Here is a 25214-nt window from a genome sequence, read left to right on the forward strand (position 1 = left end):
ATAACGCTCAATCGTCCGACGTCTTGTGCTTGAACTCGCACAGGTCCTCGATTCGGCAGCTGCCGCACTGCGGCTTGCGCGCCTTGCAGACGTAGCGCCCGTGCAGGATCAGCCAGTGGTGCGCATCCAGCAGGTATTCCTTGGGTACGAACTTGAGCAGCTTGCGCTCCACTTCCAGCACATTGCGCCCCGGCGCGATGTTGGTGCGGTTGGAGACGCGGAAGATATGGGTGTCCACTGCCATCGCCGGCTGTCGGAAAGCCGTGTTGAGCACCACGTTGGCGGTCTTGCGGCCCACGCCCGGCAGGGCTTCCAGGTCTTCGCGGTTCTCCGGAACCTGGCCGCCGTGCTTCTCGATGAGGATGCGGCAGGTCTCGATGGTGTTCTTCGCCTTGCTGTTGTACAGGCCGATGGTCTTGATGTACTCCGACAGGCCTTCCACGCCCAGGGCGTAGATCGCCTCCGGGGTGTTGGCCACCGGGTAGAGCTTGGCGGTGGCCTTGTTCACCCCGACGTCGGTGGCCTGGGCGGAGAGCAGCACCGCGATCAGCAGCTCGAACGGCGTGCTGTAGGCCAGCTCGGTTTCGGGGTTGGGATTGTCTTCCTTGAGTCGGCGGAAAATCTCCGCGCGTTTGGCGGCATTCATTCGATCACTCCGGTCACGCGGACGCGTTGGCGCTCGGTCGCGGGTACGTCGCCCGCCTGCGCCTTGGCGCGGTCCGCCAGGCTTTCATCAATACGGTTCTTCAGGGCAATCAGCAGGCCCAGCACCAGGAAGGCTCCGGGCGGCAGCACGGCCAGCAACAGGCCCTGGTAGCCGGGAATCTGCAGTTTCCAGCTGGCGGCGCCGGGGCCGAACAGCAGGTCCATGCCGGCCAGCAGCGTGCCATGGCCGAGCAGTTCGCGCAGCGTGCCGATGGTCAGCAGGACCAGGGCGAAGCCCAGCCCCATCATCAGTGCGTCGAAGGCCGAGCGCGCCACGTTGTTGTTCGCGGCGAAGGATTGCGCGCGGCCGAGGATCACGCAGTTGGTGGTGATCAGCGGCACGAAGATGCCCAGCACTTCATACAGCTCGTACCGCCACGCCTGCATCAGCAGTTCGACGCAGGTGGTTAGGGTGGCGATGACCAGCAGGAAGGCCGGCAGGCGCACGGCCTCGCTCAGCGTGCCACGGATCAGCGCTACGGCGACGCTGGAGCAGACCAGCACAAAGATCGTAGCCAGCCCCAGGCCGAGGGCATTGACCATGGAGCTGCTGGTGCCCAGCAGCGGGCACAGGCCGAGCAACTGCACAAGGCCGGGGTTGTTCTTCCACAGGCCCTGCAGGGCGATTTCGCGGTAGCCGGGATTACTCATGCTTGCCTCCCGAGGTCGCAGGGGCCAGCAGCTCGGACTTGTGCGCGTCGAAGTACTGCAGCGCCAGGTGCGTGGCCTTGACCACCGCGCGAGGGGTGACGGTGGCGCCGGCGAACTGGTCGAACTGGCCTCCGTCCTTCTTCACTTTCCAGCCGGCCTCGGCCGGGTCGCTCAGGGAGCGGCCGTCGAAGCCGTGCAGCCAGTCGCTCTTGCCCAGTTCGATGCGGTCGCCCTGGCCGGGCGTCTCGTGATGCGCCACGACCCGCACGCCGAGCAGACGGCCTTGTGCGGTCACCCCCACCAGCAGCTGGATCGAGCCGCCGTAGCCATCTCGCGCCACGGGCTGGAGCACGACCGCCGTGGTCTGCCCATGGAGGCGGGCGAGGTAGGCGGGCGCCGCCTCGTCGCGGCCCAGCAGCTTGGGATCGAAGGCGCTGACTTCGGTCTCCAGTGGATGGTTGTCGTAGCTGCCCCTGGGCAGCAGCTCCAGCAGGGTGCGGCCACGCGCCTCGCGCTGGGCGGTGTCGATGCGCTGGGCGGTGAGCTGGTGGACGGTCGCTACCACGCTGGCGGCAAGCACCGCGAGCAGGCCCAGCGCCAGGACGTTCTTCAGCAGGGTGCGGTTCATCGCTCACCCGCCTTGAAGCCGCGTTCGGGCTTCTTGTGTCCGTAAGTGCGTGGGCGGGTGAAGTAGTCGAGGGTCGGCGCGGCGAGGTTCATCAGCAGCACGGCGAAGGCCAGGCCGTCGGGGTAGCCGCCCCAGGCACGGATCACGTAGGTGAACACGCCGACACCGATGCCGAACAGCAGCCGGCCGCGGTTGCTGGTGGCGCCGGAGACCGGGTCGGTGACGATGAAGAAGGCGCCGAGCATGGTCGCGCCGCTGAACAGGTGCAGCAGCGGCGAACCGTGGGAGTCGGAGCCGGAGCCGTTCCAGAACAGCAGGCTCATGACGAACAGGCCGCCGAGCATGCCCACCGGCGCGTGCCAGGTGAACAGCTTGCGCCAGAGCAGGAACAACCCGCCGGCCAGGAAGGCCAGGTTGACCAGTTCCACGCCGCGCCCGCCGACACTGCCGAAAGCGGGGGACTGCGCCAGCAGTTCTTCCATGGTCAGGCTGTGGTTGTTGCGCACCACGTCCAGCGCGGTGGCGCCGACCCAGGCGTCCGGCCCAAGGCTTGCGAAGCCGAAGATCTGCCGCAGGCCCTCGCCGAAACCGAGCGCGCTGTCCGGCGCCGGCCACTGGCTCATCTGCTGCGGAAAGGACACCAGCACCACCGCGTAGCCGACCATCGCCGGGTTGAAGGGGTTCTGCCCGAGGCCTCCGTACAGGTGCTTGCCGAAGATCAGCGCGAACACCGTGGCGACCGCGCTCAGCCACCAGGGCGAGTAGGGCGGCAGGGCGAGGGCGAGCAGCACCGCGGTGACCAGCGCGCTGCCGTCCTTGAGGAAGAAGGTCACCGGGCGGTTGCGCAACTTGAGCATCAGCGCCTCGGTGGAGAGGGCGAGCAGGCTGCACCAGAGCAGATTGAACAGGGTGCCGACGCCGTACAGGCCGATCAGCACCAGCGCACCCGGCGCGCAGGCGGCCAGCAGCGTCAGCATGACTCGCTGCGTGCGGTTGGCGCCTGTGGCGTGGGGCGAGCTGATGCGTGGCAGCTTCATCAAGGCGCCTCACCGCTGGCATCGGCGACTGCGCGTTCCGCCGCTAGCAGGCGCTCACGGGCAGTGGCCAGTGCCGAGTCGCCAGCACCTTCGCGTTCGAGCTTCTTCAGGTCGGCGCGGGCGTAGGCCAGTTCGGTTTTGGCGGCGCGCAGGGCGTCGGTGATCGGACGCTTGTCGGTGCGCACCAGGTCCGGCGGCGCCTTGCCGCTGGCGTCTTCGGCGGCGTGCAGGGCAGCTTCCGCGGCGGCGAGCGTCTGGCGGATCGCGTCCAGCGCCTCGGCGGACACGCCTTCGCGTTCAGCCGCGCGCAGGGCGTCGCGCTGGGCGATATAGACCAGCTTGGCCTGGCGCAGGGCGAGTACGCCGTCGACGGGCTGCTCGGTTTTCGGTTCGGTTGGCATGGCGGTCCCCTGCAGTTCGTTGAGTTGGCGCTCGATACGTTCGACGTCCCCGCGCAAGGAGGCGAGGGTGGCGCGCTGCTCGTCGCTGGGCGATTCGCCGAAGGCCTTCTCGGACTTCTTCAGCTGGGCGCGGGCCATGGCGGCGTCGATCTTCGCTTTCTTCAGTGCCGCTTCGCCCGCGACGGGGGCGGCAGCGGGCGTCGGCTCCGCGCTGGCGCCTTGCACTTCGGCAGCTGCCAGTGCGGCTTTCGCCTCGGCGGCGGCGATGCGCAGCTCGGCAACCTGGGTGCGCAACTGCTCGGTGTCATGGCTGGCCAGTTGCTTCTCGGCCTTGTTCAGCGCGACCTGGGCCATGCTGGCGTCGATCTTCAGGCGCTTGAGCTGGTCAGGCGCATTGCCCACGGCCTTTTCGGCCTTCACCCGCTCGATCACCGATTGCGCGGCCGGTGCGCTGGGCGTCTCGATTTCGGCTGGGTCTTCCTGCGCGCGTGACGCACGCTCCTGGCGGGCCAGGCGGTCGGCAGCGCGCTGTTCTTCCTCACGGCGCAGGCGCTCCTGGCGCTGCTCGAAGCGCAGGCGCGACTGCTCGGCCTTCAGCTGGCGCTGTTCCAGTTCGCGGATCTCGCCCTTGGCGGCGCGGTAGTACTGCACCAGCGGAATGCTCGACGGGCAGACGTAGGCGCAGGCGCCGCACTCGATGCAGTCGAACAGGTTGTGCTCCATCAACTGGTCATGGTCTTCGGCAAAGAAGTACAGCTGCTGCGGCAGCAGGCTGGCGGGGCAGACCTGCGCGCAGTCGCCGCAGCGGATACAGGGCATGGCCTGTGCCGGGGCCGGCAGCTCTTCGCGGGTGGCGGCCAGCAGGCAGTTGGCGGTCTTGATCAGCGGCACGTCCAGCGACGGCAGGCTGTCGCCCATCAGCGGGCCGCCGAGTAGCAGGCGGTCGAGCTTCGCGCTGTCGAGGCCGGCGAACGCCAGCAGCTCGCCCACGGGCGTGCCGAGCAGCGCTTCAACGTTGCACGGGCGCGCGAGTGCGGCGCCGGTCAGGGTGGTGATGCGCGAGATCAGCGGCCGCCCGCGCAGCACGGCGTCGGCCACGGCGACGGCGGTGCCGACGTTCACGCAGAGCATGCCGATATCCGCCGGCAGCCCGCCGGACGGCACCTCGCGGCCGGTCAGCACCTGGATCAACTGGCGCTCGCCGCCGGAGGGGTAGCGGGTCGGGACCGGTTGCAGGCGGATCGGCCGCTCACCAATGGTGGCCTGCAAAATGGCGATGGCCTCGGGCTTGTCATCCTCGATGCCGAGCAGCACCTGCTGTGGCTGGAGGATGTGCATCAGCACCTCGATGCCTTCGACCAGTTCGACAGCGCGCTCGCGCATCAGCAGGGCGTCGGCGCTGATGTAGGGCTCGCACTCGGCGCCGTTGATGATCAGCGTATGCAGGTCGTCCTGGGCGCGCGAGGCCAGCTTGGCGGCGGTGGGGAAGCCGGCGCCACCGAGGCCGGCGATGCCGGCCTGGCGGATGCGTTGCAGCAGTTCGACCCCGGAGAGGGACGCATACTGGGACACGGGGTTCAGCTCGATCCATTCATCCGCGCCGTCGCTCTCGATGACGATGGCGCGCACTGAAAGGCCGGAGCTGTGCGGATAGGGTTGCTCGCTGATCTCGACCACCGTGCCGGAAGTCGGCGCATGCAGCGCGGCGCTGATGGCGCTGCCAGCCTCGGCGATCAGTTGGCCCTTGAGCACCTGCTGGCCGACTTCGACGCAGGGCACGGCGGGTTCGCCGATATGCTGCTGCAGCGGCAGCACCAGACGACGCGGCAGCGGTGGCTGCTGGATCGGCGTGGCGATGGATTGCTGCTTGTTGGCCGGCAACTGCAGGCCACCGGGGAAGCTCCAGACCTGCGCGTTCATGCTGCCTGCTCCCGGTCGCTCTGGATCAGCCGGCCCTGCGGCAGCGGCCATCTCCAGTCGACGACGCGCAGCGGCAGGTCGCGCATCTCGATGCAGTCCACCGGGCAGGGTTCCAGGCACAGGTCGCAGCCGGTGCATTCGTCGATTATCACCGTGTGCATCAGCTTGGCCGCGCCGACGATGGCGTCCATCGGGCAGGCGCGGATGCACTTGGTACAGCCGATGCACTCGGCCTCGCGGATGTAGGCCACACGCAGCGGCGTCTCTTCGGCGGCGTCCAGCGGCAGGGGGGCGACGTCCAGCAACTCGGCGAGGGCGGCGATGGTCGCGGCGCCGCCGGGCGGGCACTTGTTGATCGCGTCACCCTCGGCGATGGCCTGGGCGTAGGGCTTGCAGCCGGCGTAGCCGCACTGGCCGCACTGGGTCTGCGGCAGCAGGTCATTGATCTGCCCGGCGATGGGCTCGCCTGCGACCTTCGCCCGCGCTGAGGCCAGGCGCAGCGCCACGGCGCCGCCGAGGCAAACCACGATGATCAGCAGCGCCGCGATCATGGCTTGAGCAACCCGCTGAAGCCCATGAACGCCAGGGACATCAGCCCGGCGGTGATCATGCCGATGGCCGCGCCCTTGAACGGCTTGGGCACGTCGGCGATGGCGATGCGCTCGCGCAGGGCGGCGAACAGCACCAGCACCAGGGTGAAGCCCAGCCCGGCACCGAAGCCCTGGAGGGTGGATTGCAGGAAGCCGAACTCGGCCTTGCGCGCATTCAGCAGCGCTACGCCCAGCACGATGCAGTTGGTGGTAATCAGCGGCAGGAAGATGCCCAGGGTTCGACCCAGCAGCGGGCTGGCTCTGTTCACCAGTAGCTCGGTGAACTGCACCACCACGGCGATCACCAGGATGAAGCCGATGGTGCGCAGGAATTCCAGGTCCAGCGGTTGCAGCACGTAGCGCTGCAGGATGTAGCTCAATGCCGAGGCGAGGGTGAGGACAAAGGTGGTCGCCAGGGCCAGCGCGAGCGCCGTCTCGATCTTGCGCGACACGCCCATGAACGGGCAGATGCCGAGGAACTGCACCAGCACGAAGTTGTTGACCAGGATGGCGCTGACCAGGATCAGGGCGAGTTCGGTCACGGCCGGGCACTCGCAGCCGGGCGCAAGGAAAGGCGGATCATGCTCGGAGACCGATGGTCAGCGGGTTGATGGCGGCGAGAGGACATGGCTCGAATACAAGGTGCGAAGTAGGCAATTGTACCTCCCCGAAATCAGTTGCGGTGCCAGGGGCGGCGGGAGGAATATCGGCGGCTGCCGAACCCGATCGGTTCCCCTCACGGAAGTCGCGATGCGCAAACCCCTGTCTGGACGCTTCACCGCCCTTTGCCTGCTGTTCTCCAGTGCCCTGGCTTCGGCCGCGCCCTTCACCACGGCCGATCTGGTCGGCTGGCCGCGCATGAGCGTGGCCGACTTCGCTTGCCTGCTGGAGCAGCGCACTGGTCATGTCGACGCGCAGTTCAGCTGCGCCGCCAGCAAGAAGCTGAGCAACTGGGGCGACGCCTGCCACGACACCGATCTCAGCTACGCCGGCCCGCAGTTGGCCGAGGCGCAGGTGCGGGCGCTCGACCCGCGCATCGCGGCGGTGGACCTGGACTGGGAGTACGGCCGCCTGCAATCGGTCAACGTCACCTTCGACAGGATCATGACGGCGGAGGAGGTGGCCGACATCTTCCCGCTGGTGAACCTGGAAGACCCCACTTCACGGGACAACCTGAGCAACGCCTCGCTGCAGGACTGTGCGTCGGATGCATCGTGCCTCTACCTGGAAGGCTTCGAGCACCTGGGTGGCGGCGACGTGGACTGCGAAGACGCTCAGTAGAGCCCCTGGGCCAGCCGCCGCCGGGCAGGCTGGTCTGGGTCAGGCGGATCGCTTTGCGCTGCGGCGTGGTCCGAGCTTGCGCCACAGCCCGCGCAGGATCAGGCCGGCGATCAGCAGTACGACCAGCAGCGGCAGGCCGAACGCGGCCACCTGGATGGCGTTGACGGTGCCGTCGGTGAGTTCGTCCAGCGAGTTGCCGAAGGCCTTGCCGATGCGCGACCAGCGGCCGCTGGGCTGGTATTCGCTGGAGAAGTCCAGGGTGAGCAGGTTGGTGGAGATGCGCCGTTGCTGCTGGGCGGCTTCCTGGCTGGCGGCCTGCAGTTGCTGCTCGACCTCGGCGGTGGCCTTGGCCAGGGCCAGCAGGTCGCTGACGCTCATGTCCTTGCGGCCCTGGAAGCCCTGCAGGGTCTGGTACTCGCGCTCCAGACGGCCACGCAGTTGCTGGTTGTCGCTGACGGCCTGGGCGAGGTCTTCGGCGCGGGTGCTGCGGCTCTGCAATTGCCCGCCTTCGGCTGCCAGGGCGACAAGTTTCTCTACGCCTTCGGGGACGATGCGCACGACCAGGTGTGCGTTGCGCATCTGGCTGTCGCCGCTCTGCTCGATGGCGATCAGCTCGCACTGGCCGAAGCGGTCCTGGGTGCAGGCATCGCGGGCGGCGGCCAGTTGCGCGTCGATGCGCTCGCTGGCCAGGCGGATGCCGACCTGGTGTTCATAGGCGAGGAAGGTACCGGCCTTCGCCGCTTCCCCCTGGAAAGCGGCGCCGGAACCGGCGCCGTGCTCCGACGGAGCACCGCAGCCGGCGAGGGCGGCGCTCAGGACGAGTGCTGCCCAGTGGTGCAGTTTCATCGATGGCCTCCTTGCCGTGATGAGTCGTCTTACTTGACGCGCTGGCCGGGTTTGGCGCCGCTGTCCGGGCTCAGCAGGTAGATCTCCTCACCGCCGGGGCCGGCAGCCAGGACCATGCCTTCGGAGATGCCGAACTTCATCTTGCGCGGGGCCAGGTTGGCCACGTACAGGGTCAGGCGGCCTTCGAGCTTGCTCGGGTCCGGGTAGGCGCTCTTGATGCCGGAGAACACGTTGCGCTTCTCGTCGCCGATGTCCAGGGACAGGCGCAGCAGCTTGTCGGCGCCCTCGACGAACTCGCACTTCTCGATCAGCGCGATGCGCAGGTCGACGGCGGCGAAGGCGTCGAAGTTGATCTCCGCGGCCAGCGGGTCCTTGGTCAGTTCGCCATTACCAGTGGGCTTGTTGGCGGCGGCGAGGTCTTCCTTGGAGGCTTCGATCATGGCTTCGATCTTCGCAGGCTCGATACGGGTCATCAGCGGGTTGAACGGGTTCAGTTGATGGTTGGCCAGCAGTTGCTCGTGGTCGGCCCACTTCAGCGGGGCGACGTTGAGGAAGGCTTCGGCGGCTTCGGCCAGCTTCGGCAGCACTGGCTTGAGGAAGATCACCAGCTGACGGAACAGGTTCACGCCCAGGGCGCAGATGGCCTGGACTTCGTCCTGCTTGCCTTCCTGCTTGTTCAGCGACCACGGGGCCTTGTCGGCGATCCAGGCGTTGGCCTGGTCGGCCAGGGCCATGATCTCGCGCATGGCGCGACCGAAGTCACGGGCTTCATAGGCCGCGGCGATGCTCGGCGCAGCGTTGCGGAAGGCTTCGGCCAGCTCCGGCGCCGGGTTGGCGTCCACCAGCATGCCGTTGTTGCCCTTGTGGATGAAGCCGGCGCAGCGGCTGGCAATGTTGACCACCTTGCCGACCAGGTCGGAGTTGACCTTCTGCACGAAGTCTTCGAGGTTCAGGTCGAGATCGTCGACGCCGCGGCCCAGCTTGGAGGCGTAGTAGTAGCGCAGGTATTCCGGGTCCAGGTGGTCCAGGTAGGTGCGCGCCTTGACGAAGGTGCCACGCGACTTGGACATCTTCTGGCCGTTGACGGTCAGGTAGCCATGCACATTGACCGCGGTCGGCTTGCGGTAGCCGGCGCCCTGGAGCATGGCCGGCCAGAACAGCGCGTGGAAATTGACGATGTCCTTGCCGATGAAGTGGTACAGCTCGGCTTCGGAGCCTTCTTTCCAGTAGGCGTCGAAGTCCAGTTCCGGGCGGCGTGCGCAGAGGTTCTTGAAGCTGGCCATGTAGCCGATCGGCGCGTCCAGCCAGACATAGAAGTACTTGCCCGGCGCGTCGGGAATCTCGAAGCCGAAGTAGGGTGCGTCGCGGGAGATGTCCCACTCCTGCAGGCCGGAATCCAGCCACTCGGCGAGCTTGTTGGCCACCGAGTCCTGCAGGGTGCCGCTGCGGGTCCACTGCTGCAGCATGTCCTGGAAGTCAGGCAGCTTGAAGAAGTAGTGCAGCGATTCCTTGAGCACCGGGGTGGCGCCGGAGATCGCCGATTTCGGGTCCTTCAGCTCGGTCGGGGCGTAGGTCGCGCCGCAGGCTTCGCAGTTGTCGCCGTACTGGTCGGCGGTGCCGCACTTCGGGCAGGTGCCCTTGATGAAGCGGTCGGCCAGGAACATCTGCTTTTCCGGGTCGAAGTACTGGGTCACCGGACGGGTGGCAATATGGCCGGCGTCGCGCAGCTTCAGGTAGATGGCCGAGGACAGCTCGCGGTTCTCTTCCGAGTGGGTCGAGTGGTAGTTGTCGAAGTTCACCTGGAAGTCGGCGAAGTCGGCCATGTGCTCGGCGCGCACGCCGTCGATCAGCTGCTCGGAGGTGATGCCTTCGCGCTCGGCGCGCAGCATGATGGCCGAGCCGTGGGCATCGTCCGCGCACACGTACACCGCCTGGTTGCCACGCATCTTCTGGAAGCGCACCCAGATGTCGGTCTGGATGTACTCCAGCATGTGACCCAGGTGGATCGAACCATTGGCGTAGGGCAGGGCGCTGGTGACGAGGATCTTGCGGGCTTCGGACATGATGATCGGCCGTTCCGGTTAAAACGAGGGAATCGGCAACTATATAGGAAGCGACCTGTGGCAGGCCAGAACGGGCTACAGGCGGCAAGTCACAGGCTGCAGGCACGAGCGAGGTGATGCGATGCGCCGCACCTGAAGCCTGCAGCCTGAAGCGGGCCGCTGCTGTTAGAATGCCCGCCTATTCTGCTCAGTCTTTCATCGGGAGTACCCATGGGCGCCGCCAACCGAGCCACGGTGGAAAACCTTCTCCGCCAGATCAACGACCCTCATATCGGCCAGAACCTGCTGGACGCCGGCTACCTGCGCGAGCTGGACATCCAGGGCGGGCGTATCTCGCTGACCCTTGAGCTGGGCTACGCCGCCGGGCTGTTCAAGAACGGCCTGGCGCAGACCGTGCAGATGGCCCTGGAAGCGCTGGACGGCGTCGACTCGGCCCAGGTCAAGGTGGAGACCCACATCGCCGCGCACAAGGCTCAGGCGCAAGTGCCGGGCATGAGCAACGTGAAGAACATCATTGCCGTGGCCTCCGGCAAGGGCGGCGTGGGCAAGTCCACTACCGCGGCGAACCTCGCGCTGGCGCTGGCCCGCGAAGGCGCCAAGGTCGGCATCCTCGACGCCGACATCTATGGCCCGAGCCAGGGCATCATGTTCGGCATCCCCGAAGGCACCCGGCCGAAGATCCGCGACCAGAAGTGGTTCATCCCCCTGGAAGCCCACGGCGTGGAAGTCATGTCCATGGCCTTCCTCACCGACGACAACACCCCGGTGGTGTGGCGCGGCCCGATGGTTTCCGGCGCGCTGCTGCAGCTGATCACCCAGACCGCCTGGAACGACCTGGATTACCTGGTCATCGACATGCCACCGGGTACCGGCGACATCCAGCTGACCCTGGCGCAGAAAGTCCCGGTGGCCGGCTCGGTGATCGTCACCACCCCGCAGGACCTGGCCCTGCTCGACGCCAGGAAAGGCGTGGAGATGTTCCGCAAGGTCAACATCCCGGTGCTGGGCGTGGTCGAGAACATGGCCGTGCACATCTGCTCCAACTGCGGCCACGCCGAGCACCTGTTCGGTGAAGGCGGCGGGGAGAAGCTGGCCGCGCAGTACGGCGTGGAGCTGCTGGCGTCGCTGCCGCTGTCCATGGCCATCCGCATGCAGGCCGACGGCGGCAAGCCCACCGTGATCGCCGACCCGGAAAGCCAGCTGGCGATGATCTACCAGGAAATGGCCCGCTGCGTCGGTGCCCGCATCGCCCTGAGCGAGAAGGCTGCGCCGGACATGCCGAACATCTCCATCAGCGACGACTGATACCCGGGGACTGCCATGCGCAAGGATGCGAAACGCGCCGCCGGCTGGCTGCTGGCGGCGTGCCTGGGCCTCATCGGCTCAGTGGCCTGGGGCGCCGACGAGGGCTCCGCCAACTGGCAGGCCCAGTGCGTGATCGGCGCAATGCCGGTGACCCTGGACTTCCGTTCCGCCTCGGGCGATGCCTTCGAGGACGACATGGTGGTGCAGGCGCGCCGGGCCGACGGTACCAGCCTGACCCTGACCCTGCCACTGCCGCCAGCCCTCTACCATGCCACCGGCCTGCTCGGCAGCCCGACGAGTGCCTGCGACCCAGTGCCGCTGCTGGACATGGGCAATGGCCTCGGTCTGCTGCTCGTGGTGCGCGACAACCGTCCCGGCCTGCCGGTGGTGGATGCGCTGCTGCTGGACCTCGCCACCCTGCAGGTGGTGGACAAGCGCCTGGGCGACCCCGGTGCGGTGGAAGGCCTGCTGAAAACCGCCAGCCTGGTGCTGCGCCAGTCGCCGCAGAGCGTCGACCTGCGCCTGGTGCGCGAGGCTGTGCCCGGCGCCGAGTGCGATTGCGCCGACGGCTATGCCGAAGACTGGCTGCGTTTCTCGGTGGACCAGCGCAAATTGCGCACCAGCTGGCTGCCCTGAGGGCTTACGGAAACCATTCCGCCCCGGCGCCGGCGGGAAACTGACCGCTGCGCAATTCGTCCTGGGTGAGCTCGCGCCCGGTCCAGAGACGCACCTTGCGCGCTCCGGCCCCGCGGCAGAGCTCGTACAGCCCGCGGACTTCCACCTGCGTCAGGCCGCCTTCGAGGAGTTCCTGCGGGTGCAGGATCAGCACCGGCGCGGCCTTGAGCAGAGACCTGGGTACGAGGCGGCCCACCAGCAGCTTCAGGGTCATCTCGGCGAAGGAGAAATTGGCCAGCAAGGAGCGGGGATGGTCGAAGCCGTTGACGATCTCGACGCCCTCCTGGCCCTGCAGTTGCCGAGCGGCCTCGCCGGCCGCAAGAACCCTGGGCTTGCCATCCTCGTAGCGCAGGGCCAGCAGGGGCGGTTCGCCGAATGCCTCGCCGGAAGGGAGCGCCACGCCGCTGATCCACTGTCGGGAGAGTTTCAGGTACAGGGTGGACGAGAAATGATCAAACATCGGCGGCCTCTTCCATGAGTCGATACGCAGCAGGTTACGCAAATCCACACTTGAGCGTCGACCATCCGGCCGCACCCTTTGCCGGAAATTGTGACGCCCGGTAAGATTCGCCTTCTTTTTTCAACCGCCGCACAGGACACCCGCCATGAGCATCAAATCGGACAAGTGGATTCGCCGCATGGCTCAGGAACACGGCATGATCGAGCCGTTCGTCGAGCGCCAGATTCGCGGTGCCGATGACAGCCGGGTGATTTCCTACGGCGTTTCCAGTTACGGCTACGACGTACGCTGCGCCGCCGAATTCAAGGTGTTCACCAACATCCACTCGGCCGTGGTCGATCCGAAGAACTTCGACGAGAAGAGCTTCGTCGACATCAACAGCGACGTCTGCATCATCCCGCCGAACTCCTTCGCCCTGGCCCGCACCGTCGAGTACTTCCGCATCCCGCGCGATGTACTGACCATCTGCCTGGGCAAGAGCACCTACGCGCGCTGCGGCATCATCGTCAACGTGACCCCGCTGGAACCCGAGTGGGAAGGCCACGTGACCCTGGAGTTCTCCAACACCACCAACCTGCCGGCGAAGATCTACGCCCACGAAGGCGTGGCGCAGATGCTGTTCCTGCAGTCGGACGAAGCCTGCGAAGTGTCCTACCGCGATCGCGGCGGCAAGTACCAGGGCCAGACCGGCGTCACCCTGCCCAAGGCCTGATCGCGCCGCACAGAGAGAAACGGACATGACCTCGCAAGGATTGCGGGGCCTGCTTTGCGCCCTGTTGCTGGGCGCCAGCGGCCATCTGGCGGCAGCCGAACTCAACGTCACTCCCGGTGGCGAAGTGCTCGGCCTGCCGTCCAGCGCTCCCCTGAACCAGTTCGTCGAACGCCTGGGCGAGCCCACGGCGCGCCTGCCCATGCGCGGCGGCGAGCAGGGCCTGCTCTACGGCAACGCCACGCTGCTGGTGTTCAAGAACCAGCGCCTCACGCAGGTTCGCTGCTGGCTGCACAGCCGATTCACTCCTTCGCTGTTCCTCGGTTGGCTGGATCAGGTCGAGCCGGGCAAGGACCCGCTGACCTTCGCCGTGGATGGCACGCTGCATCTGGGACAGGAGCGCGGTGCTGCTTCCGGCTGGCTCAATGGCCACGAAGGTGACGGTGACGAGCTGTCCGATGTCCGCATGAGTGGCAACAGCGAAGTCTGGCTGGGCTATGGCAACTCCGACGACTACGGCATCCAGGGCGAGAGCCGTCAGGTTGTGGTTTCCCTCAGTGTAAGTATCCCCGAACCGCCTGCTGCCGCTGCCTCAATGGGCGTGATGAGCCGTCCCTAGGACTTCCAGCACGAAGGCCGCTCGTTCCTCCAGGCTCGCGAGCGGCAACTGCACAACGCGATACCCCAGCGCTTCGTACACCTGGGCCATCATCGCCGCCGTTCGCTGCGCTTCGATGAAGTCCTGCCGGCGTTCGGCGTCGTTGCGGTAGATGGCTTCCCACGCGGGCGCCAGGAACATGGTTTGCCCGTAGCGCTGTTCCCGTGCGGCGGTTTCCAGCGCTTCGGAAATCGGCAGGCCGCAGAGCCGCGCGTACCCCAGCACGTCCGGCAGGCCGCGATCGAACAGCCACAGTCCACCCGTATCGAGCGCTCGCTCGCGGGTCGTCAGCGCGTGTTCGAACATTTCCCGGCAGAAGGCCTCCCGGTTTGCCCATGGCAGTGCATCGCCGCCACGGGCCAGTTGTTCGCGGATGATCGCCCGGCCGCCTTCCTCGACGACGTTCAGGCCGTGATGCTGGTGCAGATGGTCGAGCAGCGTGCTCTTGCCGGCGCCGGGGCCGCCGGTGATGACGATGAGCGATTCGGACATGGCGATGACTCCTGTGGGAAAGGATACGAGGGAGTTCCGGCCGGGGAAGGGTGTTGCGAAGGGAGGTGCAGCGGAAACGGAGCGGGGAAAAAAGAAAGGCACCCAGAGGGTGCCTGAATATGATCATGGAGTAAGTCGACAAATCTGATTCCGGGGCGGGGGCCAAGTTCCCGGTCCCCGGAAATATTTTTCAGATCATCACTTCTCCGGCACCAGCGTCAGGCGTTTCACGCCGTAGACCTTCTCCAGATTCTGCGACTGGAAGGGGAAGCTCATGTAGTTGCCCTTCAGCCAGGCGTCGATGCCATCGGCGTAGTGCGGGCTGGCCGGGTTGCCGGACTGGCCGCTGCTGTTGAGGCCGATCATCGGCTCGCTCTGGCCGAAGTCGACGACGAGGCGCATGGCCGGGATCAGCCAGGTGTTGAAGTCCTGGCCCCAGTGGTAGGCCGAGACGTTCAGCGTGCTGTGATCGCCGCCGGCCGGGTAGGGGCCGCGGTCCAGGTAGCCCTTGATCGCACCCAGGCTGGCTCGGTCGCCGGCGCTGAGGTTGGGCGCCATCTTGGTGCTGTCGCTGACCCACTCGTAGGTGTGCAGTTTGCCCCACTGCCAGGCGTGGCGGTCGCTGCCCAGCTTCTGCTCGCAGAAGGCGGTGGCGGCGGCCAGGCTGCGGGCGAGGATCGCCGGCTTGTCTTCCTTCTGCGGGGTGCGGGTGTCATCCCAGAACGGGCTGTCGTCGCGGCCCAGCAGGTGGTCGGCCTGGGCCGAGTAGGAGAGATTGGCAGTCTCGACGAAGGCCTTCCAGGACGAGCTGTCTTCCGGGCCCAGTTCGTCGAGGAAGATCTGTTTGGTGCTTTCCTGCAGGAAGGCTTCGTAGAGCGCGGCGTCACCGGAGGTGGCCGAGAGCTTGCCGTCGAAGGCCATGATCCGGTCCAGCGCTTCGCGGGCGCGGGCGCGCTGGTCGGCGGGCAGGGCGTCGATGGCTTTCTTCAGCGGCTGCGCCATGCCCGGTGCATCCAGCATCGACTGCAGCTTGCCGGCGAACGGCGTGGTCTGGTCGTACTGCATGGCGATCATGCTGCGGTAGTCGTGGCTCTTGCTGCCGCTGGCGAGTTGGGCGATGCGCTCGTAGCGCTCCGGGTAGTACCAGGAACTGGACAGCTGCGCGCCGTAGCCCGGCTGCACGCTGCGGTGGTTGGCGGTACCCAGCCAGCCCTGCGCCGGGTCCTGGTCGGACGGGTGCAGGATCGGGTCGGCATAGCCGTCCCAGTCGTAGCGGCCATCCCAGCCGGGGGAGGGCAGCAGGCCGCGGCCTTCCTTGCGGTTGGGGAAGCGCCCGGTGACCTGCCAGCCGATGTGCTTCTCGTCGGCGAACACGATGTTCAGCGCCATCGCGCGCACGTCACGGGTGGCGTCGAAGGCCTGTTCGACGTTCTTCGCGCGGGAAAGATCGAAGAAGGCGTCGAGCGTGCGGTCGGTCTCGCCCTGGATGCTCTGGTAAGCGATGCCGTAGCCGCTGGACAGCGGCAGCGGCTGCAGGTCGTGCTTGCGCTCGCCCAGCGCGCTGTTGAGCAGCGGGCCGTGGCGGGTCTCGTAGATGACTTCGCGGACCGGGCTCTGGCCCTTGATGAAGAAGGTCTCGTTGCGCTCGATGGCGGGTTTCCACTGGCCATCGGCGAGGTAGTAGAGCTTGCTGCCCTGGCGCTTCACCTGTTCGAGGAACAGGTCCTGGTTGTCGCCCATGACCATGGTCATGCCCCAGGCCAGCTTGCCGTTGAAGCCGGCAACCACGCCCGGCACGCCGGCGATGGAGACGCCCGCGGCGTTGTACTTGGGCGAGCGGATCTGCACGTAGTTCCACACCGAAGGCATGGACAGCGGCAGGTGGGTGTCGTTGGCCAGGATGCTCTTGCCGCTGCGTGTGCGCTGCGGGGCGATGGCCCAGTTGTTGGAGGCGGCGACGCCCATCATCTGCAGCGAGGCGACTTGCCCGGCGGCGCGGTCCAGGGCGTCGAGGCCGGCGATCCTGCCGTCCAGGCGCAGACCCTTGAGCTTCTCGGCTTCCTCGAAGGGCAGCGCTTCGTCCGGGTAGATCGGCGTCAGCCAGGGCAGCTTGTCGGCGCCGACCTTCTGCGCGAGCACCAGGGAGGCGATCTCCTCCTGCAGGTTCACCGCCAGGCCGAAGTTCAGCAGGCTGAAGACCAGCGCGGAGTCTTCGGCCTTCCAGTACTCGGGACGGTAGCCGGACTCGGCGAGGTCCATCGGCAGCTTGTCGCGGTAGCGGTACAGGTAGGCGTTGACGCCGCGTGCGTAGGTTTCGAAGAAGCGCTTCAGGCGTGGCGAGGAGCCGGCGTAAAGCGCATCGGCGGCCTTCTTCAGGTTCACCGTGCGCATGAAGCGGTCGGTCTCCAGGGCGCCGGGGCCGACCATTTCCGACAGGCGTCCCTGGGCCATCAGGCGCAGGCCGACCATCTGGCTGATGCGGTCGCTGGCATGCACGTAGCCCAGGGTGAACAGCGCATCGTGGAAGGTGCTGGTCTCGATCAGCGGCATCCCCAGGCTGTTGCGGCGGATCGACACGTTGTCCGCCAGGCCCTTGATCGGCTGCACGCCGTAGCTCGGCGGCAGGCTGCCTGCATAGCGGTCGTTGAGCCAGCCCTGGCAACCGGTGAGGCTGACAGCGGCGCTGAGGGTGGCGGCAAGGCCGAAGCTGGGAAGCCGGCGGAAGGCTCGCGGGGCCATGGGGATGTGCTCCTGCACAAAAAGGTCGCTTGAAGGAGGTTGCTTGAAGCGCGCTACGTTAGTGAGCCGAGGATAGCTGCGCAAGCCGCGCGCGGCGGGATTTTCAGCAGCCGACGAATAGTTGGGCCGGACAGCAGAAGGCCCGCGCTGGGCGGGCCTTCTTCGCAGTGCTCGGGGCCTGGGTCAGGCGCCGTGGCACTTCTTGTACTTGCTGCCGCTGCCGCAGGGGCAAGGATCGTTGCGGCCCACATCCTTGAGCGGGTTACGCGCAGGCTCCTGGCTGTGGTTGCAGTGCGGGCCGTGCACGTGGCCGTGATCATGGTGGTGGTCATGATCGTGGTCGTGGTTGCAGTTCGGACCGTGTACGTGGGGTTCCTGGCTCATGGTGACGCTCACTCGGGGATGAAATCACCGGGAATTATCTCGCCATTGCGGGCTATGTGCACGCTCTGTCCGAAGAGCAGGCCTGTCTTCACTTCACCGTCGAGGCGATAGCGGATCGGCTTGTCCGGGTCTTCCAGCAATTTGACGATGTACTTCATGTGCCGCCACAGGTTGGTGGTCACCGGTACTTCGAAGGTTTCGTGGCCGTTGGCCGGCACTGTGAACCAGTTATTCGACTCGCCTTCGGCGAGGTCGATATCGTTCAGCTTGACCTTGTAGGCCAGGCCACGAACCGGAAGGCTGAAGTCGTTCGGGTTGTCGATGCGGAAATGCAGGACGAATTCCTGCTCCAGCAAACGAGCTTTCACGACGTCTACCTTCTGCAGCTTCACGTCGGGTTGCTCGAAATTGCCTGACATCCAGCCGCAGCCCGAAACGAGGCTGAACAGCCAGAACAGGCTGAAAATTCTTATCATTTGCGCCTGATAATTCATGTCTACCCCTCAAGACGCCCCAGTGTACCAAGCACCTGCTCGGCCGCAAGTTGTTGTTACGTTAAAAGAAGCTGCACCATACTGGCCGAATGTAACCGGCGGGTTAACACAGGAGAGTGAAGATGAGCCGCTATGAGATTGCCTTCTCGGGACAGACCGTGCCGGGTGCTCAGCTCGAGACGGTGAAAGCCAACCTGGCCAGGCTGTTCCAGGCCGACGCGCCGCGCATCGAACTGCTGTTCTCCGGTCGCCGCATGGTGATCAAGAACAACCTCGATGCCGAGGCCGCGGAAAAGTACCGCAGTGTGATCGAGCGCGCCGGCGCTGTCGTCGAAGTGGTCGACATGGATGCGCAGATCGAGGAGATCGAACTGGCCCCGCCGCCGCCCGCCGAGCCTGACAGCGCACCGGTACAGTCAGCTGCTTCTGCCGCTGCACCGCAGGGGCGCCTGAAGGTGGCGCCGCGTGACGAGTACATGGCCGCTTTCGCCGATGTGGATGCGCCGGACTTCGGCCTGGCTCCGGTGGGCACCGACCTGCAGGACGAGAAGCCCGACGCCCAGGCACCGCGCGTGGACCTCAGCCAGTTCAGCGTCGCCCCGGTGGGCAGCGACATGGGCCAGGCCAAGCCCGAGCCTGCCGGGCCTGCGCCGGACACCAGCCACCTCAAGCTGCAGGACTGATCAGTCGCCCTGGTGCGGGTCGTCCTTGTAGACGAACTTGGGCATTTCCCAGCGGAAGCGGATCGCCAGCATGCGGAACAGGAAGCCCGAGAACAGGGTGATCAGCATGGCCTGCTCCTTGGGCAGGTCGATCTGCAGGCAGATCAGGTAGCACCAGGCGCTGGCGAAGGACACGCTGGCGTACAGCTCGCGGCGGAAGATCAGCGGCACGTCGTTGCAGAAAATGTCCCGCAGGATGCCGCCGAACACCCCGGTGATCACGCCGCTCACGGCAGCGATCAGCAGGCTGTGGCCCATCTCCAGGCTGACCTGGCAACCGATCAGGGTAAAGGCCACCAGGCCCACGGCGTCCAGCGCGAGGAACATCGAGCGCAGGTGGCGCATCAGTGGGGCGATGAACACCGTGAACAGCGCGGCGCCGGCCGTCAGTGCCAGGTACTCCGGGTGACGCACCCAGGTCAGCGGGTAGTGGCCCAGCAGCATGTCGCGCACCGAACCGCCACCCAGGGCGGTGACACAGGCCACCAGCACCACGCCGAACAGGTCCATGCTCCGCCGGCCGGCGGACAGCGCGCCGGTCATGGCTTCGGCGGTGATGGCGATGATGTAGAGAACGGTCAGCAGCATGGCGAGGTCCGGCAGGAGTAGCCGGTGCGGCGAAACACCGCCGCCCCGGAAAAAAGCGCGGATTCTAGCCCAGACACCGGACGCCCCCAAGTGGGGCGAGTTCGCGCCTCACTCGATCCTGTCCTACTCAATCCAGGGCCCGCAGCATTTCTTCAGCTTGCCGCCGGCGCCGCAGGGGCACGGGTCGTTGCGTCCCAGCTTCATCGGCACGGTAGGGTCGAGGAAGTACCAGCGTCCGTCGCGCTGGACGAATCCCGAGCACTCGCGGTGACTGTGTTCGCCGCCAGCATCGTGCCAGCGCGCAATGAAAGTCACCCGTGCATGTTCCGGCTGGCCGCCGAGCACTTCGTGGCTCACCACCTCCAGGCCCAGCCAGGTGCTGCCCAGGCTCCAGGTGCGGATGGCGTCGAGGTCCAGACCCTGTTGCTGGGCGGGCAGCGTCGTGTCACGCAGGTAATCCACCAGGCCCAGCGCGTAGGCGCTGTAGCGCGAGCGCATCAGCGCCTCGGCAGTGGGCGCCGCGACGCCGGCATGGAAGCGCCCGCAGCAGTCGGGCAATGGGCGGCCACTGCCGCAGGGGCAGGTCGGTTCGATCATGGTCACCACCAGTACTTGCCGAAGTTTTCCGGGTTGGCCCAGAACTTCGCATTGAGCCAGTCCGGGACCTGTTTGTATTCGTGCAGATCGTAGGTGAACAGCGTGATCACCTGCTCGTCGCGCTGGAAGCGCTCGCTGGCCTGCATGGCCAGGGCGTAGAAGTCGGCGTCCTGCGCCTGGGCGGCGTCGAGGTCGACCAGCACGGCCACGCGGCTGCTGTTGAGGTTGCGGATGCCGCCCACCAGCTGTTGCGCTTCGCGGCGCGGCAGGTGTTCCAGGCAATCGGCCAGCAGCGCAAGGTCATAGCGCTGGCCAGCCAGCTCCGCCGGCAGGGCGCCAGCGTCAGCGTGAAACAGTTCGCAATCCGGATGCGCCGCGAGGAAGGCGTCCACTGCCGGAATCTGGCTGGCACCCACCAGCAGGAGGCGCTGCGGAGCATAGCGATCGAGCAGGGCGGCCAGGGCTTGTTGCGGCGTGCGTGTCGAAATCATGAGGCTCGTCGAAGGCGAAAAATAATGAACGAAGACTAGCGTGTGACACCCATATGGCCTAGTGCTGGCGCATTCTGTCAGTCACGTCTTTACTCGGTAATTGTCGGTCAAGACCCGATCATTAGAGGAGACATAACTTTATGAGCATCACAAGGACCGCTTTACCCCTGCTGCTGGTAAGCACGTTGCTCACCGGCTGCGCAGGGTTGCAGAAGTCCGATTGGCCAACCTGCGCCGTGGTTGGCGGTGTCGGCGGCGCCGGTCTGGGTTCCATCGAAAGCAGCGCCTGGGCCGGTTGGGGGGCCCTGATTGGTGGCGTGCTGGGTGCGTCCTATTGCTGGGTGCATGGCGCCGAAGAGCAAGTGGCCGAAGTTCCGCCGCCTGCACCGGCTCCTGAGCCTGCTCCGGCTCCGCTGCCCAAGGAAGAGACCATCGTGGTGCGTGACCTGCACTTCGCCTTCGACTCGTCGAAGATCGATGCGCAGGACAAGGACAAGCTCGACACCATCGCTACCCGCCTGAAGGGTGAGGCTGCGAGCACCGAGCTGAACATCGGCGGTCACACCGACAGCATCGGTACCGACGCCTACAACCAGAAACTGTCCGAGCGCCGCGCCAACGCCGTGTCCAACTACCTGGTCGACTCTGGCGTACCTGCCAGCAGCATCAAGTCGGTCGTCGGCTATGGCGAGAGCCAGCCGGTTGCGGACAACAAGACCAAGGAAGGCCGCGCCGAGAACCGTCGCGTGGAAATCAAGATCACCCGTCAGTAAGTCCGGCGTGATCTGTGCAAAGGGGGCCCTTGTGGCCCCCTTTGTCATTCCCGGTTGCCACTGGCACAGGGCGGAGCAGAGGCGTATGTTCCCCGGCAAAGAAAAACACGGGGGCACTTCATGAAAGCGTTGTTGGGGCTGGGCAAACTGATTGCCCTGTTGTTCTGGCTGGCGGTGCTGGCCAACCTGATCCAACCCTTCGCACATCCCTTCGCGCTGCTGCTCAATGCGGCGGGCGCGCTGATCCTGCTGATCCACATTCTCGAAGTCGTGGCGCTGCGCAAGCGTTTGCAGGGCCGCCCGCATCCGGGCATGGACCGCCTGCAGATCCTGCTGTTCGGCGTCTTCCATTTCGCTACCCTGCCGCAGCCGGCATCCGCAAAAGTAGAAGGAGATACCCATGCGTAAGTCGTTGCTGGGCCTGGCGCTGTTCGCCCCGCTGGCGTGTTCGGCCGCCGGCACTGTCTCGGTGGAGGCCAATACCGTGCTGCGCCTGCCGGTGAAGGGCGAGAGCCTGAGCCTGGACCGTATCAGCGTCGGCCCGGAAGGCGCGCTGCTGATCCCTTCGCGGGTCAAGGAGCTGAAGATCGGCGAGCTGGATCTGGCGAAGAATGCGCGGATCGGCGTGTTCCCCGGCAACGATGCGCTGCAGATCGAAGTGCAGCACGGCAGCCTCGCCGACGGCAGCGTGATCGCCGCGCAAGGCAGTTCCGGCAGCTTCGAGAAGCCTGCCAGCGGCGGCCGCAACCTGGTACTGCGGCTACAGGATGTGGCGGTGGAAAACCTGCTGATCGACGTCCGTGGTGGTGTCGGCGCGCCGGGCTATGACGGCCTGGATGGCGGCAGCGCGCAGACGTCCGGTTGCCTGTGGGGCAGCGGGAAGTCCGCCGGCAATGGCCAGAACGGCGCCGACGGCCAGACCGGCGCGTCCGGCGGCGTGGTGCGTCTGGAAGTACCCGAGCAGTTCGATGTCGCGAAGGTCAGGGTTCGCCTGGAAGGCGGCGCAGGCGGAGCTGGCGGCAAGCCCGGCAAGGCCGGCCCGCGCAGCAGCGAGAAGGGCTGCTGGTTCTATTCGGTGGCGGGTGAGAAGCCCGGCGCGGAAGGCAGCGGCGGTGCGGAAGGGGCGAAAGGTAGCGAAGGCCGCCTGGACGTAAAACGCTTCTGAAACGACGTGCCTGAAAAAAAAGCCCGCCGGCAACCAGCGGGCTTTTTTCTTGGCCGTGCGGGTCTTACCAGTGCGGACGCGCGGCGACGAAAGCCACCAGCGCCATGCCGATCAGCAGGTTCAGGCCCACGGTCTTGCGGATCTTGCCCAGCGCGGCGCCGCCGGCCGGCCAGTCCTCGGCGCCCACCGCGCGGCGCAGCTCCGGCAGTTGCAGCGCCTGGATGCGCAGGAACAGCGCGAGCATCGCCACGTAGAGGCCCATCATCACCTGCACATAACGCGGCGCGCCGGCCATGCCGTTGAAGCTCAGGTGCAGCATGCCCACGCCGGTCACCGGCAGCAGGATCACCGCGGCCCACACCCAGCGGAAGAAGCGCGGGAACACCTCCAGCCACAGCTTCAGCCGGGGCGGCGCCTCCAGCGCGGCGACGGCGGCCGGGCGCAGGATCATCCAGGCGAAGAACATGCCGCCCACCCAGACCAGGGCGGCCAGGACGTGCAGGGCGTAGATGAAGGCAAAGGGTGTCATTCGGACGATCTCCGCTGGCGATTGAAGTCAAGCGCGCTATCATAGCCGCCGATTCGAACCACTGAAAATTTATCCAGCATCCGGATGTGTCCTCAAGGCACGCTCCGGGGCCCGGGAAGTCCATGCTCAGCACCGAACTCAAGGCCACGATCCAGGGCGCCTACTCGCGTTTCCTCGAGGCCAAGGAACTCAAGCCGCGCTACGGCCAGCGCCTGATGATCGCCGAAGTCGCCAAGGTCCTGGGGACCATCGCCAGCGACGAGGAAGGCCATCGCCTGGGCGATGCCGCCGTGGTCGCCGTGGAAGCCGGCACCGGCACCGGCAAGACCGTCGCCTACAGCCTCGCCGCCATCGCCTGCGCCAAGGCCGCCGGCAAGCGCCTGGTCGTCGCCACCGCCACCGTCGCCCTGCAGGAGCAGATCGTCCACAAGGACCTGCCCGACCTGCTGCGCAACTCCGGCCTGTCGTTCAGCTTCGCCCTGGCCAAGGGGCGCGGGCGCTACATGTGCCTGTCCAAGCTCGACCACCTGCTGCAGGAAGGCCAGGCGCAGAGCGCCACCGCCCAGCTGTTCGAGGAGGAAGGTTTCCGCATCGACGTGGACGAGACTTCCACCAAGCTGTTCAACCAGATGATCGAGCGCCTGGCGGGCAACCGCTGGGACGGCGACCGCGACTCCTGGCCCGAGGCCATCGAGGACGCGCAGTGGGCGCAGGTCACCACCGACCACAGCCAGTGCACCAACCGCCATTGCCCGAACTTCCAGCAGTGCGCCTTCTACAAGGCGCGCGAAGGCATGACCAAGGTCGACGTGATCGTCACCAACCATGACCTGGTGCTGGCCGACCTCGCCCTGGGTGGCGGCGCGATCCTGCCGGACCCGCGCGACACCCTCTACGTGTTCGACGAAGGCCACCACCTGCCGGACAAGGCCATCGGCCATTTCGCCCACTTCACCCGCCTGCGCGCCACCGCCGACTGGCTGGGTCAGGTGGAGAAGAACCTGACCAAGCTGCTGGCGCAGAACCCGCTGCCGGGTGACCTCGGCCGCCTGATCGAGCAGGTGCCGGAGCTGGCCCGCGAGCTGCGCACGCACCAGCAATTCATGTTCACCGCCTGCGAGGAGGTCGGCGATTTCCGCGCCGGCGAGGACATGGAAGGCCGCGAGCGGCCGCGCCATCGCTTCGAGGGCGGGGTGATTCCCGAGCACATCCGCGAGATGGGCATCGAGCTGAAGAAGGGCTTCTCCAAGCTCACCGACCTCTTCACCCGCCTCACCGAACTGCTCAAGGAAGCCATGGACGGGGAGGGCAGCGTCGGTATCGCCAGCCACCAGGCCGAGGAGTGGTACCCGCTGTTCGGCAGCCTGCTGTCCCGCGCCCAGGGCAACTGGGAGCTGTGGACCGCCTTCACCTGCGAGGACCCGGAAGACAGCCCGCCCATGGCGCGCTGGCTGACCCTCGCCGAGAGCGGCACCTTCTATGACATCGAGGCCAACGCCAGCCCGATCCTCGCCGCCGAGACCTTGCGCCGCAACCTGTGGAACGTGGCCTACGGCGTGCTGGTGACCTCCGCAACCCTCACGGCGCTGGGCACCTTCGACCGCTACCGCATGCGCGCCGGCCTGCCGCGCGCCGCCGTTACCGCCGTGGTGCCGAGCCCGTTCCACCATGCCGACGCCGGCGTGCTGCGCGTGCCCGACCTCAAGGCCGACCCGCGCGATGCGGCCGCCCATACCGCGGCGATCATCCGCGAGCTACCGGAGATCGTCGAAGGCTCGCGCGGCTCGCTGATCCTGTTCTCCTCGCGCAAGCAGATGCAGGAAGTCTTCGACGGCCTGGACCGCGACTGGCGCAAGCGCGTGCTGATCCAGGGCAACCTGTCCAAGCAGGAAACCCTGAACAAGCACCGTTCGCGGGTCGACGATGGCGAACCGAGCGTGCTGTTCGGCCTGGCCAGCTTCTCCGAAGGCGTGGACCTGCCTGGTGCCTATTGCGAGCACGTGGTGATCGCCAAAATTCCCTTCGCCGTGCCGGATGACCCGGTGGAAGCGGCGCTGTCGGAATGGATCGAGGCGCGCGGCGGCAATCCCTTCATGGAGATCGCCGTGCCCGACGCCTCGCTGCGCCTGGTGCAGGCCTGCGGCCGCCTGCTGCGGACCGAGCAGGACCGCGGCACCATCACCCTGCTGGACCGCCGCGTGGTGACGCAGCGCTACGGCAAGGCCATCCTGAACGCGTTACCCCCATTCCGCCGAGAAATCGCTTGAGTGTGCGGGAGCGAGCTCCCGCGCTTGCTGTCAAACGAACGCCC

Annotated in this window: 28 protein-coding genes; 10 read left to right on the plus strand and 18 right to left on the minus strand. The window is 66.5% G+C overall.

Going from position 1 to position 25214, the window contains the following annotated elements; all coding sequences use genetic code 11:
* Positions 1-7 precede the first annotated feature (7 nt).
* From nth to rsxA, 7 genes are read right to left on the minus strand one after another with little or no spacing between them, the layout of a single operon-like run.
* A complete protein-coding gene (gene nth / locus IB273_RS19910; protein WP_081517715.1) occupies positions 8-646 on the minus strand; it encodes an endonuclease III in 639 nt (212 codons plus the stop codon).
* Entirely contained in the window at positions 643-1356 is a 714-nt protein-coding gene (locus tag IB273_RS19915; protein WP_192224839.1) for an electron transport complex subunit E, read from the minus strand. Before IB273_RS19915 ends, nth begins: the two co-directional genes overlap by 4 nt.
* Positions 1349-1984 carry an electron transport complex subunit RsxG gene (rsxG, locus tag IB273_RS19920; protein ID WP_192224840.1) on the minus strand — a complete coding sequence of 212 codons (636 nt, stop codon included), beginning with the start codon at positions 1982-1984 and terminating at the stop codon, positions 1349-1351. The genes IB273_RS19915 and rsxG overlap by 8 nt, the downstream gene beginning before the upstream one ends.
* Positions 1981-3021, minus strand: coding sequence for an RnfABCDGE type electron transport complex subunit D (locus IB273_RS19925; protein WP_192224841.1), 1041 nt, complete (start codon positions 3019-3021; stop codon positions 1981-1983). Before IB273_RS19925 ends, rsxG begins: the two co-directional genes overlap by 4 nt.
* Positions 3021-5342 carry an electron transport complex subunit RsxC gene (gene rsxC, locus IB273_RS19930; protein WP_192224842.1) on the minus strand — a complete coding sequence of 774 codons (2322 nt, stop codon included), beginning with the start codon at positions 5340-5342 and terminating at the stop codon, positions 3021-3023. The genes IB273_RS19925 and rsxC overlap by 1 nt, the downstream gene beginning before the upstream one ends.
* On the minus strand, positions 5339-5893 hold the full coding sequence (rsxB, locus tag IB273_RS19935; RefSeq protein ID WP_192224843.1) for an electron transport complex subunit RsxB: 555 nt from the start codon (positions 5891-5893) through the stop codon (positions 5339-5341). The genes rsxC and rsxB overlap by 4 nt, the downstream gene beginning before the upstream one ends.
* A complete protein-coding gene (gene rsxA / locus IB273_RS19940) occupies positions 5890-6474 on the minus strand; it encodes an electron transport complex subunit RsxA (RefSeq protein WP_192224844.1) in 585 nt (194 codons plus the stop codon). The genes rsxB and rsxA overlap by 4 nt, the downstream gene beginning before the upstream one ends.
* Positions 6475-6682: 208 nt before the next feature.
* Between rsxA and IB273_RS19945 the strand changes: the two genes are divergently transcribed.
* Entirely contained in the window at positions 6683-7213 is a 531-nt protein-coding gene (locus tag IB273_RS19945) for a hypothetical protein (protein WP_192224845.1), read from the plus strand.
* A 39-nt stretch (positions 7214-7252) separates the two neighbouring features.
* Here the strand turns inward: IB273_RS19945 and IB273_RS19950 are convergent, their stop codons facing one another.
* The gene (locus tag IB273_RS19950) at positions 7253-8053 is read right to left on the minus strand and encodes a DUF4349 domain-containing protein (RefSeq protein WP_412548089.1); all 801 of its coding nucleotides are present in this window, start codon (positions 8051-8053) and stop codon (positions 7253-7255) included.
* Positions 8054-8088: 35 nt separating this feature from the next.
* Complete coding sequence (metG, locus tag IB273_RS19955) at positions 8089-10122, minus strand: methionine--tRNA ligase (RefSeq protein ID WP_192224847.1); 2034 nt, start codon at positions 10120-10122, stop codon at positions 8089-8091.
* Positions 10123-10332: 210 nt separating this feature from the next.
* On the opposite strand from metG, the gene apbC reads away from it, so the two are divergent.
* Together apbC and IB273_RS19965 are read left to right on the plus strand one after the other, a co-directional pair.
* The gene (apbC, locus tag IB273_RS19960) at positions 10333-11427 is read left to right on the plus strand and encodes an iron-sulfur cluster carrier protein ApbC (protein WP_192224848.1); all 1095 of its coding nucleotides are present in this window, start codon (positions 10333-10335) and stop codon (positions 11425-11427) included.
* Between the two features lie 15 nt (positions 11428-11442).
* A complete protein-coding gene (locus IB273_RS19965) occupies positions 11443-12063 on the plus strand; it encodes a hypothetical protein (RefSeq protein ID WP_192224849.1) in 621 nt (206 codons plus the stop codon).
* A 4-nt stretch (positions 12064-12067) separates the two neighbouring features.
* Here IB273_RS19965 and IB273_RS19970 read toward each other — a convergent pair whose 3' ends face one another.
* On the minus strand, positions 12068-12562 hold the full coding sequence (locus IB273_RS19970; protein ID WP_081517727.1) for a rod shape-determining protein: 495 nt from the start codon (positions 12560-12562) through the stop codon (positions 12068-12070).
* 145 nt (positions 12563-12707) lie between these two features.
* Here IB273_RS19970 and dcd point away from each other — a divergent pair, with 145 nt between their 5' ends.
* Positions 12708-13274, plus strand: a complete 567-nt coding sequence (gene dcd / locus IB273_RS19975) for a dCTP deaminase (RefSeq protein WP_017521037.1) — start codon at positions 12708-12710, stop codon at positions 13272-13274.
* 25 nt (positions 13275-13299) lie between these two features.
* On the plus strand, positions 13300-13890 hold the full coding sequence (locus tag IB273_RS19980; protein ID WP_081517728.1) for a hypothetical protein: 591 nt from the start codon (positions 13300-13302) through the stop codon (positions 13888-13890).
* Here the strand turns inward: IB273_RS19980 and IB273_RS19985 are convergent.
* The 4 genes from IB273_RS19985 to IB273_RS20000 all read right to left on the minus strand — a co-directional run bounded on the left by IB273_RS19985 (position 13864) and on the right by IB273_RS20000 (position 18038).
* Positions 13864-14421, minus strand: coding sequence for an AAA family ATPase (locus IB273_RS19985; RefSeq protein ID WP_192224850.1), 558 nt, complete (start codon positions 14419-14421; stop codon positions 13864-13866). The genes IB273_RS19980 and IB273_RS19985 overlap by 27 nt on opposite strands.
* 198 nt (positions 14422-14619) lie before the next feature.
* Complete coding sequence (locus tag IB273_RS19990; protein WP_192224851.1) at positions 14620-17160, minus strand: penicillin acylase family protein; 2541 nt, start codon at positions 17158-17160, stop codon at positions 14620-14622.
* A 183-nt stretch (positions 17161-17343) separates the two neighbouring features.
* Positions 17344-17544, minus strand: a complete 201-nt coding sequence (locus tag IB273_RS19995; RefSeq protein WP_045209858.1) for an SEC-C metal-binding domain-containing protein — start codon at positions 17542-17544, stop codon at positions 17344-17346.
* Positions 17545-17552: 8 nt separating this feature from the next.
* Positions 17553-18038, minus strand: coding sequence for an LEA type 2 family protein (locus IB273_RS20000; RefSeq protein ID WP_081517731.1), 486 nt, complete (start codon positions 18036-18038; stop codon positions 17553-17555).
* Positions 18039-18160: 122 nt separating this feature from the next.
* Between IB273_RS20000 and IB273_RS20005 the strand changes: the two genes are divergently transcribed.
* On the plus strand, positions 18161-18721 hold the full coding sequence (locus IB273_RS20005) for a hypothetical protein (RefSeq protein ID WP_192224852.1): 561 nt from the start codon (positions 18161-18163) through the stop codon (positions 18719-18721).
* Here the strand turns inward: IB273_RS20005 and IB273_RS20010 are convergent, their stop codons facing one another.
* From IB273_RS20010 to IB273_RS20020, 3 genes are all read right to left on the minus strand, one after another.
* Complete coding sequence (locus IB273_RS20010; protein ID WP_138212538.1) at positions 18722-19348, minus strand: trimeric intracellular cation channel family protein; 627 nt, start codon at positions 19346-19348, stop codon at positions 18722-18724.
* Between the two features lie 123 nt (positions 19349-19471).
* Positions 19472-19945: a YchJ family protein gene (locus tag IB273_RS20015; protein WP_081517733.1), complete on the minus strand. Its 474-nt coding sequence runs from the start codon at positions 19943-19945 to the stop codon at positions 19472-19474.
* Positions 19946-19947: 2 nt separating this feature from the next.
* Positions 19948-20436 carry a DUF6231 family protein gene (locus IB273_RS20020; protein ID WP_081517734.1) on the minus strand — a complete coding sequence of 163 codons (489 nt, stop codon included), beginning with the start codon at positions 20434-20436 and terminating at the stop codon, positions 19948-19950.
* Between the two features lie 140 nt (positions 20437-20576).
* On the opposite strand from IB273_RS20020, the gene IB273_RS20025 reads away from it, so the two are divergent.
* From IB273_RS20025 to IB273_RS20035, 3 genes are all read left to right on the plus strand, one after another.
* Positions 20577-21209: an OmpA family protein gene (locus tag IB273_RS20025; protein ID WP_081517735.1), complete on the plus strand. Its 633-nt coding sequence runs from the start codon at positions 20577-20579 to the stop codon at positions 21207-21209.
* 120 nt (positions 21210-21329) lie between these two features.
* Positions 21330-21617, plus strand: coding sequence for a DUF1145 domain-containing protein (locus IB273_RS20030; protein WP_081517736.1), 288 nt, complete (start codon positions 21330-21332; stop codon positions 21615-21617).
* The gene (locus IB273_RS20035; RefSeq protein WP_081517737.1) at positions 21610-22374 is read left to right on the plus strand and encodes a collagen pro alpha-chain precursor; all 765 of its coding nucleotides are present in this window, start codon (positions 21610-21612) and stop codon (positions 22372-22374) included. Before IB273_RS20030 ends, IB273_RS20035 begins: the two co-directional genes overlap by 8 nt.
* Before the next feature lie 64 nt (positions 22375-22438).
* Here IB273_RS20035 and IB273_RS20040 read toward each other — a convergent pair whose 3' ends face one another.
* Positions 22439-22903: a CopD family protein gene (locus tag IB273_RS20040; protein WP_192210064.1), complete on the minus strand. Its 465-nt coding sequence runs from the start codon at positions 22901-22903 to the stop codon at positions 22439-22441.
* 122 nt (positions 22904-23025) lie between these two features.
* Here IB273_RS20040 and dinG point away from each other — a divergent pair, with 122 nt between their 5' ends.
* Positions 23026-25170 carry an ATP-dependent DNA helicase DinG gene (gene dinG / locus IB273_RS20045; RefSeq protein WP_081517739.1) on the plus strand — a complete coding sequence of 715 codons (2145 nt, stop codon included), beginning with the start codon at positions 23026-23028 and terminating at the stop codon, positions 25168-25170.
* Positions 25171-25214 lie beyond the last annotated feature (44 nt).

The sequence above is a fragment of the Pseudomonas sp. PDM19 genome, from assembly GCF_014852215.1.
In the GTDB taxonomy this organism is placed as follows: Bacteria; Pseudomonadota; Gammaproteobacteria; order Pseudomonadales; family Pseudomonadaceae; genus Pseudomonas.